Raw genomic sequence first — 15,952 nt, 5'->3', positions numbered from 1 at the left:
CAGGTGCTGTCACGGCGGCGGGGGCCGCGCGGCAGCCCTTGCCCCGCCAGGCGCCGCGGCGGGCCGGGGACGGCCCGAGGGACATCACGGTCATCAGCAGCAGCCCTTCTCGTCCGCCTCGGCGCATGTGCGGTCGGACTCGACGGCGACCACGGCGGTGCGCAGGTCGTCGAGCACATGCCCGAGGCGCTCGTCGGCCAGTTCGTACCGCGTGCGGCGGCCGTCGGGCACGGTGACGACCAGGCCGCAGTCCCGCAGGCACGCCAGGTGGTTCGACAGCCGGGTTCGGGAGATGCCGAGGGCGTCCGCGAGGTCGGACGGGTAGGCGGGTGCCTCGCGCAGGGCGAGCAGGAGCCGGCAACGGATCGGGTCGGCGAGCGCACGGCCGAACCGCACCAGCACCTCGATGTCGGGAGCAACAGGCAGCACACGCCGAGAGTACATGGAATTCTGAATTCACGAATTTCTGGACAGTTACCCTGCGGCCGTCCCCGACAACCCCGGGATCCCGGCGCGAACACGGAGGCCCGCATCCAGGGGAACGGCGCGGATACGTCGGTCGGCAATCGACGCGTCGTTTCCCCTTCAAGCGCGTCTCTTCGATACTGGGTGCGGCAGCCATCAAGAGCGACAACAGAGACGGAAACGTGCCTGACGGGCAGTCAGGAAAGTCAGCATCGAGTCAGCAGCCCCGCCGGACACCGACGGACGTCGCCACCGGCCGCCAAGAGCCACCGCCGCCTACCTACCTGCTGACCAGGTAAAACCTGCTCAGGGCCCTAGCTGGAACTCCCCCAGGAGGAACCGTTGAGAATGCTCATCAACGTCCCGGAGACCGTCGTCGCGGATGCGCTGCGCGGGATGGCCGCCGCGTATCCCGACCTCAATGTCGACGTGGACAACCGCGTGATCGTCCGGCGGGACGCACCGGTCGCCGGCAAGGTCGCGCTCGTCTCCGGGGGCGGGTCGGGGCACGAGCCGCTGCACGGCGGGTTCGTCGGGCCCGGGATGCTGGACGGAGCCTGTCCGGGCGAGGTGTTCACCAGTCCCGTGCCGGACCAGATGGTGAAGGCCGCCGCCGCTGTCGAGAGCGGTGCGGGGGTGCTGTTCGTCGTGAAGAACTACACCGGCGACGTGCTCAACTTCCAGATGGCCGCGGAGCTCGCCGAGGACGAGGGCGTTCGGCTCGCCACCGTGCTGGTCGACGACGACGTCGCCGTGACGGACAGCCTGTACACGGCGGGCCGGCGCGGCACCGGTGCGACCCTGTTCGTGGAGAAGATCGCGGGCGCCGCCGCCGAGGAGGGCGCCCCGCTGGAGCGGGTCGAGTCCCTCGCCCGCCAGGTGAACGCGTCCTCCCGCAGTTTCGGCGTCGCGCTCAGCGCCTGCAGCACTCCCGCCAAGGGCGGGCCCACCTTCGACCTGCCCCCGGGCGAGCTGGAGTTGGGCGTCGGCATCCACGGCGAGCCGGGCCGCGAGCGGCGGGCGATGATGACCGCGCGGGAGATCGCGGACTTCGCCGTGGGAGCGGTCCTCGACGACCTGCGCCCCACCGGCCCGGTCATCGCCCTCGTCAACGGAATGGGCGGCACCCCCCTGCTGGAGCTGTACGGGTTCAACGCCGAGGTGCAGCGGGTGCTGACCGAGCGCGACGTGGCGGTGGCCCGCACGCTCGTCGGCAACTACGTGACCTCGCTCGACATGGCCGGCTGCTCGGTGACGCTGTGCCAGGTGGACGAGGAGCTGCTGCGGTTGTGGGACGCGCCGGTGCAGACGCCCGCCCTGCGGTGGGGACGCTGAGCCTCGCCCCGCCCCCTCCCGAACCGATCATCCGAACCGAGGAGATCCCGTGCTCGACGCCGCATTCTTCCGACGCTGGCTCACGGCCGCCGCCGCGGCCGTGAACCGTGAGGCCGACCGTCTGACCGAGCTGGATTCCGCGATCGGTGACGCCGATCACGGCACCAATCTCCAGCGCGGGTTCGCGGCCGTCGTCGCGGCCCTGGACAAGGAGCCGCCGACCGCGCCCGGAGCCGTACTGGTCCTGGCGGGACGGCAGTTGATCTCGACGGTCGGCGGGGCCTCCGGACCGCTGTACGGGACGCTGCTGCGCCGTGCCGGCAAGGCCCTCGGCGACGACGCCGAGGTGAGCGCGGGGCAGCTGGCCGAGGCGCTGCGGGCGGGCGTCGAGGCCGTGGCGCAGCTGGGCGGGGCGAAGGCGGGCGACAAGACGATGCTGGACGCCCTGGAGCCCGCGGTGGCGGCGCTCGGCGACAGCACGGAGTCGTTCGCCGCGGCCCGGGAGGCGGCCGAGCAGGGGGCGCTGGCGACGGTGCCGTTGCAGGCGCGCAAGGGCAGGGCCAGCTATCTCGGCGAGCGCAGCATCGGGCACCAGGACCCGGGGGCGACGTCGTCGGCGCTGCTGGTGGCCACGCTCGCCGAGACGGCGGAGGCGGCCGTATGAGCGACACCGCCCAGCGGGTCGGGATCGTGCTGGTGTCGCACAGCGCGGACGTGGCGCGCTCGGTCGCCGCGCTGGCGCGCGGGCTCGCGGGCGGCGGGGAACTCGCGCCGGTCGCCGCGGCGGGCGGCACGCCGGACGGCGGTCTCGGCACCAGCTCCGAGCTGGTCTCCGCCGCGGCGGCGGAGGTGGACCGCGGCGCGGGCGTGGCCGTGCTGGTCGATCTGGGCAGCGCCGTGCTCACGGTGAAGGCCCTTCTCGCCGAGGGCGACGAACTTCCCGACGGCACCCGGCTCGTGGATGCCCCGTTCGTGGAGGGCGCGGTGGCCGCGGTGGTGACCGCGTCGGCCGGGGGCGACCTGGACGCCGTGGAGGCGGCGGCCTCGGAGGCGTACGGGTACCGCAAGGAGTGACGGGAGCGGTGCGTGCGGCCGGGTGTGGCGAACGGCTCACCCGGCCGCGGGCCGGTGCACCCGTGCGCGGCTTGTGATGTCGCTGGTCGGCGCACTACTGTCACGGAGCCTTGGTGTTCGGGAAACCGGTGCGGTACCGGTGCGGCCCTCGCCACTGTGATCGGGAAGTCCGGCTCCACCCCTCAGGGGAAGTCACTGGGCCACCGCGCGAGAGCGCGGTGCCTGGGAAGGCGGAGTCACGGGCGGCATGACCCGTCAGCCAGGAGACCGGCCGGGGCGCGTTGTCCATCCACGAGGTGCTGGAGAGGGTCTCCCGACCATGCATATAGCCGAGGGGTACCTGCCCCCGTTGCACGCCGCCGCCTGGGGCGTCGCGGCCGCCCCGTTCGTCGTCCACGGTGTACGTGCCCTGACGCGCGAGGTCAAGGCCCACCCCGAGTCCACCCTGCTGCTCGGCGCCTCCGGCGCCTTCACCTTCGTGCTGTCCGCCCTGAAGATCCCGTCGGTGACCGGCAGCTGCTCCCATCCGACCGGCACCGGGCTGGGCGCGATCCTGTTCCGTCCGCCGATCATGGCGGTGCTCGGCACGATCACCCTGCTGTTCCAGGCCCTGTTGCTGGCGCACGGCGGTCTCACCACGCTCGGCGCCAACGTGTTCTCCATGGCGATCGTCGGTCCATGGGCCGGTTACGGGGTCTACCGGCTGCTGCGGCGGTCGGGTGTCCCGCTGATGGTCGCCGTGTTCTTCGGCGCGTTCGTCGCCGACCTGTCGACGTACTGCGTCACCAGCGTGCAGCTCGCGCTGGCCTTCCCCGACCCGAGCAGCGGATTCGCGGGCGCGCTCGCCAAGTTCGGCGGCATCTTCGCGCTCACGCAGATCCCGCTCGCGGTGAGCGAGGGGCTGCTCACCGTGCTGGTGATGCGACTGCTCAGCCAGTCCAGCAAGGGCGACCTGGCCCGTCTCGGCGTCCTGGTCCCGGGCGCGAGGAAGGAGGCCGTGGTCCGATGAGCCGTAACGCGAGGATCAATACGCTGCTGTTGCTGGCCGTGGCGGCGCTGGCCGTCCTGCCGCTCGTACTGGGGCTCGGCGACCACAGGGAGGAGCCGTTCACCGGCTCCGACGCGCAGGCGGAGACGGCGATCACGGAGCTGGAGCCGGACTACGAGCCGTGGTTCTCCCCGCTGTACGAGCCGCCGTCGGCCGAGATCGAGTCGGCGCTGTTCGCACTCCAGGCCGCGCTCGGCGCGGGGGTGCTGGCGTACTACTTCGGCCTGCGCAGAGGACGCAGGCAGGGTGAGGAGCGGGCCGCGGCGCGCGCGGGCGCCCTCCCGGGAGAGGCCGCCGGAGAGGCGCCCGGAGCGGAGCCCGGCAGCGGGGACGCCCCGGCCGCGAAGCTGCCGTAGGCGCCGATGCTCCCGATCGACGCGGCGGCGCACAGCAGTCGCTGGCGCCGCCGCCATCCCTGTGAGAAGGCCGTGCTCGGGCTGGGGCTGACGGTGACGGCCGTGTGCCTGCCGCCTTGGCCCGGCGCCGTTCTCGTGGCCGCCGCCTCCCTCGCCGTCCTGCTGGGCCCGGCCGGGGTCGCGCCCCGGCAGCTGTGGCGGGCCTTCCGCATCCCCCTCGGGTTCTGTGTCACCGGGGCGCTGCCGCTGTTGTTCGCCGTGGGCGGCGAGGCGGGGCCGGTGGCGTTGGCGCCCGACGGTCCCGAGCACGCCGCCGCGCTGCTGCTGCGGACCTCGGCGGCGTCGCTCGGGGTGCTGCTGTTCGCGTTCACCACGCCGGTCTCCGACGTCCTGCCCCGGCTGGTACGGGCGGGCGTGCCGCCGGCGGTGGTGGACGTGGCGCTGGTGATGTACCGGATCAGTTTCCTGCTGCTGGACGCGATGAGCCGGGTCCGCCAGGCGCAGGCGGCCCGTCTCGGCCACACGAGCCAGGCGGCGGCGTGGCGTTCGCTGGCGGGGCTGGGAGCGACCGCGTTCGTCCGCGCCTTCGACCGGGCCGGCCGGCTTCAGGCCGGGCTCGCCGGACGCGGTTACGACGGCACGCTGAGGGTCCTCGTGCCGCGTGCGTCCGTGTCGCGCCCCTTCCTCGTCGCCGTGGCCGCGCTGCTGGCAGGCATCGTGCTGCTCACCCATCTGCTGGAAAGGTTCGTCCTGTGATCGTTGAGCTCGTCGACGCCGGTTTCGCGTACGAGGACGGGCCCGTCGTGCTGAGCGGCGTCGGCCTCGCGCTCCGGGAGGGCCGCTCCACGGCTCTGCTGGGGCGCAACGGCAGCGGAAAAACCACCCTGCTGCGGCTGTTGAGCGGCGGGCTGCGCCCGGCGACGGGCCACGTCCGGCTGGACGGCGAGCCGGTGACGTACGACCGTGCCGGGCTGACCCGGCTGCGGACGAGCGTGCAGCTGGTGGTGCAGGACCCCGACGACCAGCTGTTCGCGGCGTCGGTCGAACAGGACGTGTCGTTCGGCCCGATGAACCTCGGGCTGCCGGAGGAGCAGGTACGCGCCCGGGTGGACGAGGCGCTGGCGGCGATGGACATCGTGGCGCTGCGGGACCGGCCGACGCATCTTCTCTCGTACGGACAGCGCAAACGGGCGGCGATCGCGGGCGCGGTGGCGATGCGGCCGCGCGTGCTCATTCTGGACGAGCCGACGGCGGGGCTCGATCCGCATGGCCAGGAGCGGCTGCTGGAGGTGCTGGGCACGCTGGGCGCGTCCGGTACGACGGTGGTCATGGCGACCCACGACGTGGATCTGGCCCTGCGCTGGGCGGACGATGCGGCCGTCCTCGCGCCGACGGGCCTGCGCACCGGTCCCGTCGCGGAACTGCTCGCGGACCAGGCCCTGCTGGACGCGGCGCGCCTGCGGAGGCCGTGGGGCACGGCGGTGGCGGAACTGCTGAGGTCGCACGGCCTGCTCGCCCCTGCGGAAACGGGGCCCCGCACCCCGGAGGACCTGTCCCACTGGGCTGCGGGCCCGGCCCGGGCCGGCACGGAGTAACCCCGCCGCGCGTGGCGGGCCGTCGCGCGAGGCCCCGGGCTCTCGGAAAAGCCGGGGCGGCGGCCCGTGTCGCCACGGCGGCGAGGCGCCCGGCCGGGACGCCGGCCCGTACCACGTACGGACGCAGCCCGGCCGCCGGTCGTCGGGCCGCCCAGCCGACGCATGCCGGCCGGGCCGCCGCAGCGACGGACTGTCCGGCGCGCACGGGAGGCGACGAATCGGCCGCCGTACACGTCCGCGGGGCGCCCCCGGGTCCGGGGCGCCGAAGCCGGCGGTCCGGCCGGACGGTGCACCGGGCACCTGGCCCGCCCTTGGGCCTGCCGGACCCGCAGCGCGGCGCGGGCGCCCCCGGCGGTGTCACACCCCCGTCGCCTCGCGCCAGGACGATTCCCGCAGCAGGCGCAGGCCGTTGAGGGCGACCAGGACCGTCGAGCCCTCGTGCCCCGCCACGCCCAGGGGCAGCGGGAGGTGGCCCGCCAGGTCCCACACCACCAGCACGCCGATGCACACCGACGCGATCACGAGGTTCTGCACCACCAGCCTGCGGGCCCGGCGCGAGAGGGCCACCACGGCCGGGACAGTGGCCAGTTCGTCCCGTACGACCACCGCGTCCGCGCTCTCCAGAGCCAGGTCCGAGCCCGCGCGGCCCATCGCGATGCCGGTGTGGGCGGCGGCGAGCGCGGGCGCGTCGTTCACGCCGTCGCCGACGATCAGTACCTTCTCCCCCGCCTCCTGCCACGCGCGCACGGCGGCGACCTTCTCCTCGGGCAGCAGGCCGGCCCGTACGTCCTCGATGCCCGCCTCGCCGGCCACCCGCGCGGCCGCGCGGGCGTTGTCGCCGGTCAGCAACGTCGGCGTGCGGCCCGTGAGGCGGGCGAGCGCGGCGACCGCCTGCGGCGCCCCGGACCGGAGCCGGTCGTCGACGGCGAGCACGGCCACCGGCACCCCGTCGGCCTCGACGAGGACGGCCGTACGGCCCTCGGCCTCCACCTCGACGGCCGCCGCGCACTCCTCGGCGAGCAGGGCGGCGGGGCTTCCCACGCGCACCGTGCTGCCGTCGACGCTCGCCGAGACGCCGCGTCCGGGCGTCGACGCGAACTGCCGCGCCCCCGGCAGCCGCAGGCCGCGTTCACGCGCGGCCGCGACGATCGCGCGGCCGAGCGGGTGCTCGCTGTGGACCTCGGCGGCCGCCGCGAGGGCCAGCGCACGGTCCTTCGTGACTCCCGCGTCCGGCAGCACGCGCACCTCGGCGACGCGCGGCGAACCCTCCGTCAGCGTGCCGGTCTTGTCGAGAGCGGCGCGGTCGATCTCGCCCAGACGCTCCATCGCGACGGCGGACTTGACGAGCACTCCGTGGCGTCCGGCGTTGGCGATGGCGGAGAGCAGCGGCGGCATGGTGGCGAGCACGACGGCGCACGGCGAGGCGACGATCATGAAGGTCATGGCGCGCAGCAGGGTGCTCGTGAAGTCGGCGCCGAAGGCGAGCGGCACGGTGAGCAGGGCGAGCGTGGCGACCACGACACCGGTCGAGTAGCGCTGTTCGACCTTCTCGATGAAGAGCTGGGTGGGCGCCTTGGTGGCGCTCGCCTCCTCGACCATGGCGACGATGCGGGCGATGACCGACCGGGCGGCGTCCTTGTCGACGCGGACGCGCAGGGAGCCGGTGCCGTTCAGGGTGCCCGCGTAGACGGTGTCACCGGCGCGGCGGTCCACGGGCAGGGGTTCGCCGGTGATCGTGGCCTGGTCGACCTCGCTCGCGCCGTCGAGGACCGTGCCGTCCGCGGGCAGCCGCTCTCCCGGCCGTACGAGGACGGTGTCGCCGACCCGCAGGTCGGCGACGTCGACCGTCTCCCACGCCTCGGACCGGTCGCCGGCGAGGCGTGCGGCACGGGCGGGGGCGAGGTCGAGCAGTCCGCGGACGGAGTCGGCGGTACGCCGGGTCGCGAGGACCTCCAGCGCGCCGGAGGTGGCGAAGATGACGATGAGGAGACCGCCGTCGAGGTACTGCCCGATGGCTGCCGCGCCGATCGCCGCCACCACCATCAGCAGGTCGACGTCGAGTGTCCTCTCGCGCAGGGCCTGAAGGCCCGCGAGACCGGGCTCCCAGCCGCCGGCCGCGTAACACAGGGCGTAGAGCGGTCCCCAGGCCCAGGCGGGCGCGCCGGCGAGGTCGAGCGGCAGGGCGCACAGGAACGCGGCGGCGGACAGGGCGGCCCAGCGGACCTCGGCCAGGGCGAACAACCGGGTGCGCGGCCGGCCCGGTGGGGCGGCGGGCGGCGCTGCCGTCCGTGCCGTGGGCGCGGGCGCGGTGGTCGGCGAGGTCGGGGGAACCATCGGGACACCTCTTCTCGGGGCTCCGGGCAGGGCGGAGCCGTCTCGGCTGACGCCCTTCACCATAGCGGAACACATGAAGAGGTCTTCATTCGTACGGCTGAGCGCACGGCTACGATGTGCTGCATGGGACACGGAGTCAGCAGCGGCATCACACCGGCCGCCCACCTGGACGCGGACTCCGCGGCGACGATCGCCGCCACTCTCCAGGCCCTGGCCACCCCCTCGCGGCTGATGATCCTCACGCGGCTGCGCCAGGGGCCCTGCGGGGTGACCGAACTCGCGGAGGCGGTCGACATGGAACAGTCGGCGGTCTCCCACCAGTTGCGCCTGCTGCGCGCCCTGGGTCTGGTCACGGGGACCCGCCAGGGCCGCCGGATCGAGTACAGCCTGTACGACACGCATGTCGCCCAGCTCCTGGACGAGGCGGTCTACCACATCGAGCATCTGCGCCTGGGAGCCCGCGACCTGCCCGAGCCGGAGGCCACCGAGGAGACAGGCGACCGCGCCTGACGCCCAGCCACGTCCCCGGCCGGCACCGCCCGGCCTGTCCCGTCGGCAGAAGGACGTCGCGGCTTAGCGGGTCCACGCGGACGGCGCGGCCGCCGAGATCCGGTTGATCACCTGCGCCGGCCGGTACGCGAAGGACACGGCTACGAGGGGAACGTGGTCGCGTCCGCCCGGCAGATCACCGTGCGCTGAGCGGTCACGTTCCCGTCGCGTCGGGCGTGCGGAGCATCCGGAGGAATGCCCTCGGCCCCGTGATGCAGGCCGACCACGCCCACCGCTGTGCCGGGGACGACGGCGGGCGGCGCGCCCACCGCGTACGCCAGTGCCGGCGCGCCCGCGAGCGCGGCCGCCGCCAGTGCCGCTCCCAAGAGCTTCCCCATGCCGTCCCCCCTGTCACCGCCACGCGTCGGTGTCCCGCCGACATCGTCCGGCTCCGGCGGCCACGAGGCATGGGTACGGCCACTCATCCCCCCACGGCCGCCGCCGTGTCGGTGCCCTGTCGGCGGCGTGTCGGCAGCAGCTGCGACGGTGTCACCCGATTCCCACTCCCACACGTCCGGAGACCCCATGTCCCAGCCCCTGCCGGTCCGTCATCTCCACGTCGTCGCCGCCCGGCGTCTCACCCCGCACATGGTCCGCATCACCTTCGGCGGTCCCGGCCTGGACAGTCTGCGCCTGGAAGGCCCCGACCAGCAGGTGAAGCTGTACTTCCCGCGCGCCGGCCGGCAGGCGCCCCGGCTGCCGGAACCGGACACCGACGGCGACGTGATGCGCTGGTACGCGGCGTACTCCGCGATGCCGGACGACGAGCGGCCGTGGATGCGCAGCTACACGATCCGCGCGCACCGGCCGCAGGACGCCGAGATCGACATCGACTTCGTCGTGCATGACGACGGCGGACCGGCGACGCGCTGGGCCGCCGCCGCGCGGACGGGAGAGACGCTGGGCATGTTCGGTCCGTCGGAGTTATTCGCCGCGCCCCGGCCGGAGGCGGGAACGGGCCCGCTGCTGCTGGCCGGGGACGAGTCGGCGCTGCCCGCCATCGGGACGGTGCTGGAGTCGCTGCCGGCCGGTGCGCGCGCCGTGGCCTGCATCGAGGTGCCCGAACGGGCCGACGAGCAGTCCTTCGTGACAGCCGCGGATGTGACGGTGCGGTGGCTGCACCGGGACACGGGCGGCGCCCGCCGCACCGCACACGGGGAACTTCTGGTCCCCGCCGTGCGCGAGATCGTGTCCGCGAGCCTGCCGGAGCGGGCGTGGCTCGGCGGGGAGGCGGCCGCGGTGCGCACGCTGCGCCGGTACCTCGTCGGGGAGCGGGGCATGGCGCGGCGGTCGGTGGAGTTCACCGGCTACTGGCGGGCCCGGCTCAGCCAGGACGACGCGCCCACGGAGGAGGACCTGGCGGACGCCCGGGAACGGCTCGCCGACTCGACGGACACGACGAGCACGACGGGCACGACGAGCACGACGGGCTGAAGGTCATCCGGCCTCGCCCGACGGCGGGTGGATCAGTCCGGCGGCCTCGCGTACGGACAGGGCTCCGCCTTCCGCGTACGCCGACGCGTACGCCCGTTCCCCGAGCGCCTCGCGCAGGTCGTCCTCGGCCCGCTCCCGGACGGCGGGCTCGTCCGCGAACGGCCGGAAGCCGAGCCCGCCCGGCACCTTGCCGCTCCCGTCGTACGCGCCCAGGAGCCGGGCGCCGTCATGGGCGCGCCCCACATGCGCGAACGCCCAAGCGGTGCACAGGAACTGATCGATGATCAGATGCGGTGCGACGAGGAAGGCCATCCGGTCCATGAGGCGCACCGCCTCCGCCGCACGGGCGGCGGCGGCCGCGTGGTCGCCGCCGAGGCAGTCCAGCCAGGCGTGCCCGCCTTCGAGCATGCCCGCGAACAGGACGAAGCCGGGGCCCTTGAAGTCCTCGCCGATCCGGTCGAGCTGGTCGCGGGCGAGCGCCGCACGGCCGGTGCGGCCGTAGTGCTGGACGAGCAGCATACGGGCGGTGCTCATGGTCTCCGGGGCGAACTCCCCGGACCGGCGGACGGCATCGATGAGTTGGCGCTCGGCCCGGTCCGTCTCCTCCGGTCCGGTCGCGATGCGCAGCCGGGCGGCGGCGAGCCGGGCCGCGAGGACGGGGACCTGGGCGTACGCGCCGACACGGGCGGCGGCGGCCATGGCCCGTTCGAAGTCGGCCGCCGCCTCGGCGTACCGGGCACTGCGCTCGAGCCCTTCGCCGCGCGCGGAGAGGGACTCGGCGATGCCCCACTGGTCCCCCACGGTCTCGAACAGGGCCAGCGCCCGGTCGGCGTAGCCGTGTCCTTCTGCGCCGGGTGTGTCCCCGAGCAGTTTGGCGCGCACCAGGAGCACGAAGGCGAGGTCCCAGTCGAGGGCGCCGTCGGGCTGGTGCCGCGTCCGGGCGTGGGCGGCGGTGCAGTCGGCGACCATGGCCTCCACGGTGTCGTCGAGTCCGGCGAACTCGCCCCGCATCATGCGGGCGAAGTACCACATGGAGGCGGGCTGGCGGCAGACCTGCGGCAGTCCCGGCCGGTAGGAGGCGACGACGGCACTCAGACAGTCCTGTGTCCTCGGGTCGGTCAGACCGCGGTCGTCGCCGCCACGGCTCGCGAGCACCATCAGCCGCACTCCGCGTCGTGCCTCCCACAGGACCTCCTCGTCCCAGGGCGGCGGATCGTCCGTCACCCGGTGTGCGAGGGGAACGGCCGGTCTCGGCGGGGTCACGGCGAACGGGTCGGGGCCGAGGCCGGCCGCGGCGGGCGCCCAGGCGCGGGCGTCGGCCAGGTGCCCCCGCTGCTGCCAGAACCAGTTCATGGACAGCGTCAGGCACAGCGCCTCCTGCTCCGCGCCGAGACCGGTCGCCGTGCGGAGCGCTGCCCGTATGTTGTCGTGCTCGCTCTCCAGCCGCTCCAGCCAGCCCGCCTGGCCCGGGCCTCGCAGCGCGGCGTCGCCCCTGCGGGCGAATTCGCGGTAGGCGTGCAGGTGGCGGCGTCCGACGGCGGCACGTTCGCCGACCTCGTCGAGCCGCTCGGCCGCGTACTCGGCGACGGTCTCCAGCAGTCCGTAGCGCATGCCCTGACCGTCGCCGGGGACGGCGGTGACGAGGGACTTGTCGACGAGGGAGACGAGCGCTTCGAGCGCACCCGCGCCGCAGACCTCCTCGGCCCGGTCCAGCGTGCAGCCTCCGGAGAAGACGGCGAGCCGGCGCAGCACCGTGCGTTCGTCCTCCGTCAGCAGGTCCCACGACCAGTCGACGACCGCGCGCAGGGTCTGCTGGCGGGGCAGCAGGGTGGGGCTGCCGCCGGTCAGGAGCCTGAACCGGTCGTCGAGCCGGTCGGCGATCTGCCGGGGCGAGAGGGCGCGCAGCCGGGCCGCGGCGAGTTCCACGGCGAGCGGCAGGCCGTCGAGGCGGCGGCAGATCTCGGCGCAGGCGGCCGGGTCGTCCTGGACCGCGAAGCCGGGGCGGGCGGCGGCGCCGCGATCGCCGAGCAGACGCAGCGCCACGTCCTCGGGCAGCGGGCCGACGGTGTGCACCGTCTCGCCCAGGACGCCGAGGGGTTCCCGGCTGGTCGCGAGGACCCGCACGCCGGCGCAGTCCGCCAGCAGGGCCTCGGCGAGGCGGGCGGCCGCGCCGACCAGGTGCTCGCAGTTGTCGAGCACGAGGAGCATGCGCCGCCTGGCGCAGTGCTCCAGCAGCTGGGCGAGCGGGTCGCGGGGCACGGCGTCGGCGGGGCCGCGCAGCTGGGTGCGGCGTGCGCCGAACGCGGTGAGCACCGCTTCGGGGACGATCTCCTCCTCGCGTACGGAGGCGAGTTCGGCGATCCAGACTCCGTCGGGCCAGGTGCCGGGGGTGTCGGCGGCCGACGCCGCCTCGACGGCCAGCCGGGTCTTTCCGGCGCCGCCGGGGCCGAGCAGCGTCACGAGCCGGCTGCGGTCCAGGGCCGCGGCCACGTCGGCGAGTTCGCGCTCGCGGCCGACGAAGGAGGTGAGCCGGGCGCGGAGGTTGCCCCGGGCCGGGGCCGGGGCCGGGGCCGGGCATCTGCACGTGTCGGCGGCGAGCAACTGGGCGTGCAGTTCGCGTAGTTCGCGACCGGGGTCGGTGCCGAGCCGGTCCGCGAGGCGTACGCGCAGGTCCTCGTACGCCTGCAGCGCCTCGGCCGGGCGCCCGGCCACGTCCAACGCCCGTACGAGGAGGGCGTGCAGGGGCTCGTCGAGCGGGGCTTCGGCGCACAGGGCGGTGAGTTCGGCGAGCACGGCCGCCGCCCGGCCCGCGTCCACGTCGGCCGCGAGCCGGTGCCTGCGTGCCTCGGCATACCGCTGTGCGGCCCGTACGGCGAGAGGGTCGGTGTCCCGGCCGGGCAGGTCGGCGAGTGCGGGACCGTGCCACAGTGCGAGCGCCTCGTCGAGGACGGCGGCGGCGGCGGTGGCCGGGTCGCCGGAGTCGAGCGCGGTGGCACCCTGGGCCGCGAGGCGTTCGAAGCGGAAGAGGTCGACGTCGTCCGGTGCGGCGGCCAGCCGGTAGCCGCCGGGGCCGGACGCGACCGCGTCGCGGCCGAGCGCGCGCCGCAGCCGGCCCACGAGGGCCTGCAGGGCCGCCGGTTCGTCGGCAGGCCCCTCCGCGGCATCACCCCATACCTGTGCGCCCAGCTCGCCCGTCGGGACCGCCCGGCCGGCTCCCGCGGCCAGCGCGGCGAGCAGCGCACGCAGCCGCGCCCCGCTCAGGGCCACGGCGGTGCCGTCGGGACGCAGGGCCTGCGTGGTGCCGAGGACGAGGTAGCGGTAGGTCACCGGATCATTGTCCCCACCGGCGCGGCGCGCAGGCGGTGGCGGGGTTCACGGGCTGGGCGGCGGCGCTCTGCGGGCGGGTGTGTCAGGGGTGACTGGCAGACTGGAGCGCATGTCAGCTCCCCGCCGGTTGTGTCCGGAGTGCCGCCGCGAGATCGCCGTCGTGGCGGGACGGTTCGCCCGCCACGACCCCGCCGGTGCCCGCTCGGGCGCGGAGTTGGTCTCCTGTCCCGGTTCGCGGCGTCAGGCGCCGGTCGCTCCGGCGCTCCAGCCGTCGCTGGACGGCAGCTTCGTGCCGGAGTTCCCCGGGCAGCTGCCGCTGTTCTGACGGTACGTTCAGGTCGCGCTGCGCTCGTTCGCCGGGTCGGGCGTGTTCCCGGCACCGGCGCCCGCGGCCCGCAGCAGCTCGCGCCAGCGCTCCCTGTCCCAGTCGGCGGGCTCCGTGGTGGCGACGAAGTCCTCGACGAGGGCCAGGAAGCGCATCGGGTCGGTGTGGAACGGGAAGTGCCCCGCCCCCTCGAAGATCTCGAGTCGGCTGCCGGGCATCGCGACATGTGCCGTGTGGGCCTGGTCCACGGGCACCACGCTGTCGCGTGATCCCCACACCAGCATCACCGGCATCCCCTCGGTCAGGTAGCAGCGGTCGAGCATGGTCACCACCTGCCCCCGCCAGTCGACGACGGCCCGCAGCGTCCGGATGAACGCGCTGCGCGCGGTGGCGTCGGGAAGCGCGTCCACGAGGCCGAGCAGCTCCGGGGCGTCCTGCCCCAGGCCGGTGTCGAGTCTGCGCATCAGCTCGGTGCACAGCCGCATCGCGTGGCGCATGCCGGGCAGGCGCAGGCCGGACAGCAGCACCTCGGCGCCGGGCAGGGACACGGCCCGCAGCACGGGGTTGACCGCGCGGCCCACTCCCCCGGCGCTCACCAGCACCAGGCGCTCGGTGCGCTCGGGGAACTGGTAGGCGAACTGCATGGCCACCCCGCCGCCCAGCGAGTGGCCCACGAGGGTCGCCCGGTCGATCCCGAGGACGCCGAGCAGGTCGCGCATGCCGTTGGCGTAGGCGGCGACCGAGTAGTCGGCGCGGGGTTTGCCGGACGCGCCGTGACCGAGGAGGTCGGGGGCGATGACGGTGTGGCGGCGGGCCAGGGCGGGGATGAGGTCGGCCCAGGTGGCCGAGGAGTCCCCTATGCCGTGGATGAGCAGGAGCGCCGGGCCCTGACCGGCGATGCGGTAGGCGCGGCGGTAGCCGTGCACCGTCAGGTGGTGCAGTCGCACGTCCGCCGCGGACACGGGGCGCAGCCGGCCCTGGGGCGGGGACGTCTGGGGCGGGAGCATCGACGGCCTCCTGCTGACGAGGATCTGGTCCGAGCGTAGAACCGCCGTCGCACAGGGAGTTTCCGCCGGGTTTCGCGCGGGATACGTCTGCGGGGTCCGCCTGATTACCAGCGCGTAACCGCTCTCTCCGGGGAGACAGGATCCCTTCCGCCGGGTAGATTGGTCTACACCACTGAGCGCTTCAGAGAACAGGGATCTTCGTGGAAGTTGTCATCGTTCCGGACTCCGCCGCGGGCGGCGAACTCATCGCCGAAGCCATGGCCGACCTGCTGCGACGCAAGCCCGACGCCCTCCTCGGCGTGGCCACGGGGTCGACCCCGCTGCCGGTCTACGTAGCCCTCGGGGCCAAGGTGGCGGCGAAGGAGGTCGACGCCTCCCGCGCCCGGATCTGCCAGCTCGACGAGTACGTGGGCCTGCCCGCCGGGCACCCCGAGTCCTACCGGTCCGTCGTCCTGCGCGAGGTCGTCGAGCCGCTCGGCCTGAGCGAGGCGGCCTTCATGGGCCCCGACGGAGCCGCCGACGACGTGTCGGCGGCGTGCCTGGCGTACGACCGCGCACTGGCGGAGGCGGGCGGGGTCGACCTCCAGCTGCTGGGCATCGGCACGGACGGCCACATCGGCTTCAACGAGCCCTGCTCCTCGCTCGCCTCGCGCACCCGGATCAAGACGCTGACCGAGCAGACCCGCGTCGACAACGCCCGCTTCTTCGACGGCGACATCGAGCAGGTCCCCCGCCACGTCATCACCCAGGGCATCGGCACCATCCTGGAGGCCCGCCACCTGGTGCTGCTGGCGACCGGGAAGGCCAAGGCGGACGCCGTGGCGCTCGCGGTCGAGGGTCCGCTGTCCGCCCTGGTCCCCGCCTCCGCCCTGCAGCTCCACCCGCACGCGACGGTCGTGGTCGACGAGGCCGCGGCCGCCGGCCTGAAGCTCGCCGACTACTTCCGGGCCACCTACGCGGCGAAGCCGGAGTGGCAGGGGCTGTAAGCCTGTACGCGACACGGGGCGGGACCGGCTTCCGCACGAGCTCTCCGGCGGCCAGTGCCAGCGCGCCGGGATCGCCCGCGCGCTGGCGAGCGAGCCGGACCTGCTCGTGCTCGACGA

16 protein-coding genes, 1 pseudogene and 1 riboswitch are annotated in these 15,952 nt (G+C 74.6%); of the genes and pseudogenes, 12 read left to right on the top strand and 5 right to left on the bottom strand.

All coding sequences use genetic code 11. The features are described 5' to 3' along the window. Positions 1-93: 93 nt before the first annotated feature. Positions 94-429 carry an ArsR/SmtB family transcription factor gene (locus tag ACWD0A_RS03185; RefSeq protein ID WP_451294090.1) on the bottom strand — a complete coding sequence of 112 codons (336 nt, stop codon included), beginning with the start codon at positions 427-429 and terminating at the stop codon, positions 94-96. A gap of 378 nt (positions 430-807) precedes the next feature. Here ACWD0A_RS03185 and dhaK point away from each other — a divergent pair, with 378 nt between their 5' ends. From dhaK to ACWD0A_RS03150, 7 genes are all read left to right on the top strand, one after another. Then, the gene (gene dhaK / locus ACWD0A_RS03180; protein WP_451294088.1) at positions 808-1,800 is read left to right on the top strand and encodes a dihydroxyacetone kinase subunit DhaK; all 993 of its coding nucleotides are present in this window, start codon (positions 808-810) and stop codon (positions 1,798-1,800) included. Between the two features lie 49 nt (positions 1,801-1,849). After that, positions 1,850-2,464, top strand: coding sequence for a dihydroxyacetone kinase subunit DhaL (dhaL, locus tag ACWD0A_RS03175; protein WP_451294086.1), 615 nt, complete (start codon positions 1,850-1,852; stop codon positions 2,462-2,464). Further along, the gene (locus ACWD0A_RS03170; protein ID WP_451294084.1) at positions 2,461-2,874 is read left to right on the top strand and encodes a PTS-dependent dihydroxyacetone kinase phosphotransferase subunit DhaM; all 414 of its coding nucleotides are present in this window, start codon (positions 2,461-2,463) and stop codon (positions 2,872-2,874) included. Before dhaL ends, ACWD0A_RS03170 begins: the two co-directional genes overlap by 4 nt. A gap of 94 nt (positions 2,875-2,968) precedes the next feature. Then, a riboswitch (cobalamin riboswitch) is annotated at positions 2,969-3,164 on the top strand. Positions 3,165-3,193: 29 nt separating this feature from the next. Continuing rightward, the gene (locus ACWD0A_RS03165) at positions 3,194-3,883 is read left to right on the top strand and encodes an energy-coupling factor ABC transporter permease (protein WP_451294082.1); all 690 of its coding nucleotides are present in this window, start codon (positions 3,194-3,196) and stop codon (positions 3,881-3,883) included. Then, the gene (locus tag ACWD0A_RS03160) at positions 3,880-4,278 is read left to right on the top strand and encodes an energy-coupling factor ABC transporter substrate-binding protein (RefSeq protein WP_451294080.1); all 399 of its coding nucleotides are present in this window, start codon (positions 3,880-3,882) and stop codon (positions 4,276-4,278) included. Before ACWD0A_RS03165 ends, ACWD0A_RS03160 begins: the two co-directional genes overlap by 4 nt. 6 nt (positions 4,279-4,284) lie before the next feature. Next, positions 4,285-5,034 carry a cobalt ECF transporter T component CbiQ gene (cbiQ, locus tag ACWD0A_RS03155; protein WP_451294078.1) on the top strand — a complete coding sequence of 250 codons (750 nt, stop codon included), beginning with the start codon at positions 4,285-4,287 and terminating at the stop codon, positions 5,032-5,034. After that, positions 5,031-5,873, top strand: coding sequence for an energy-coupling factor ABC transporter ATP-binding protein (locus tag ACWD0A_RS03150; protein WP_451294076.1), 843 nt, complete (start codon positions 5,031-5,033; stop codon positions 5,871-5,873). Before cbiQ ends, ACWD0A_RS03150 begins: the two co-directional genes overlap by 4 nt. A gap of 357 nt (positions 5,874-6,230) precedes the next feature. Here ACWD0A_RS03150 and ACWD0A_RS03145 read toward each other — a convergent pair whose 3' ends face one another. Next, positions 6,231-8,207, bottom strand: coding sequence for a heavy metal translocating P-type ATPase (locus tag ACWD0A_RS03145; protein WP_451294074.1), 1,977 nt, complete (start codon positions 8,205-8,207; stop codon positions 6,231-6,233). 123 nt (positions 8,208-8,330) lie between these two features. Between ACWD0A_RS03145 and ACWD0A_RS03140 the strand changes: the two genes are divergently transcribed. Then, positions 8,331-8,717, top strand: a complete 387-nt coding sequence (locus tag ACWD0A_RS03140; protein WP_451294072.1) for an ArsR/SmtB family transcription factor — start codon at positions 8,331-8,333, stop codon at positions 8,715-8,717. Positions 8,718-8,857: 140 nt separating this feature from the next. On the opposite strand, the gene ACWD0A_RS03135 is transcribed toward ACWD0A_RS03140, so the two are convergent. Beyond that, a complete protein-coding gene (locus tag ACWD0A_RS03135) occupies positions 8,858-9,094 on the bottom strand; it encodes a hypothetical protein (RefSeq protein ID WP_451294070.1) in 237 nt (78 codons plus the stop codon). Between the two features lie 187 nt (positions 9,095-9,281). On the opposite strand from ACWD0A_RS03135, the gene ACWD0A_RS03130 reads away from it, so the two are divergent. Continuing rightward, entirely contained in the window at positions 9,282-10,190 is a 909-nt protein-coding gene (locus tag ACWD0A_RS03130) for a siderophore-interacting protein (RefSeq protein ID WP_451294068.1), read from the top strand. Positions 10,191-10,193: 3 nt separating this feature from the next. Here the strand turns inward: ACWD0A_RS03130 and ACWD0A_RS03125 are convergent, their stop codons facing one another. After that, positions 10,194-13,517, bottom strand: coding sequence for an ATP-binding protein (locus tag ACWD0A_RS03125; protein WP_451294066.1), 3,324 nt, complete (start codon positions 13,515-13,517; stop codon positions 10,194-10,196). Positions 13,518-13,626: 109 nt separating this feature from the next. Between ACWD0A_RS03125 and ACWD0A_RS03120 the strand changes: the two genes are divergently transcribed. Beyond that, positions 13,627-13,842 (top strand): hypothetical protein, encoded by a 216-nt coding sequence (locus ACWD0A_RS03120; RefSeq protein ID WP_451294064.1) that lies wholly within the window; start codon positions 13,627-13,629, stop codon positions 13,840-13,842. An 8-nt stretch (positions 13,843-13,850) separates the two neighbouring features. On the opposite strand, the gene ACWD0A_RS03115 is transcribed toward ACWD0A_RS03120, so the two are convergent. Further along, the gene (locus tag ACWD0A_RS03115; RefSeq protein ID WP_451294062.1) at positions 13,851-14,849 is read right to left on the bottom strand and encodes an alpha/beta fold hydrolase; all 999 of its coding nucleotides are present in this window, start codon (positions 14,847-14,849) and stop codon (positions 13,851-13,853) included. Positions 14,850-15,049: 200 nt separating this feature from the next. Here ACWD0A_RS03115 and nagB point away from each other — a divergent pair, with 200 nt between their 5' ends. Together nagB and ACWD0A_RS03105 are read left to right on the top strand one after the other, a co-directional pair. After that, positions 15,050-15,835 (top strand): glucosamine-6-phosphate deaminase, encoded by a 786-nt coding sequence (nagB, locus tag ACWD0A_RS03110; RefSeq protein ID WP_451294060.1) that lies wholly within the window; start codon positions 15,050-15,052, stop codon positions 15,833-15,835. Positions 15,836-15,851: 16 nt separating this feature from the next. Beyond that, positions 15,852-15,952: pseudogene (locus tag ACWD0A_RS03105) on the top strand (ATP-binding cassette domain-containing protein); the annotation flags it as partial.

The sequence above is a fragment of the Streptomyces sp. NPDC002867 genome (assembly GCF_053591895.1).
The sequence above is the reverse complement of the archived record's forward strand: the minus strand, read 5'-3'. Positions and strand labels throughout refer to the sequence as shown.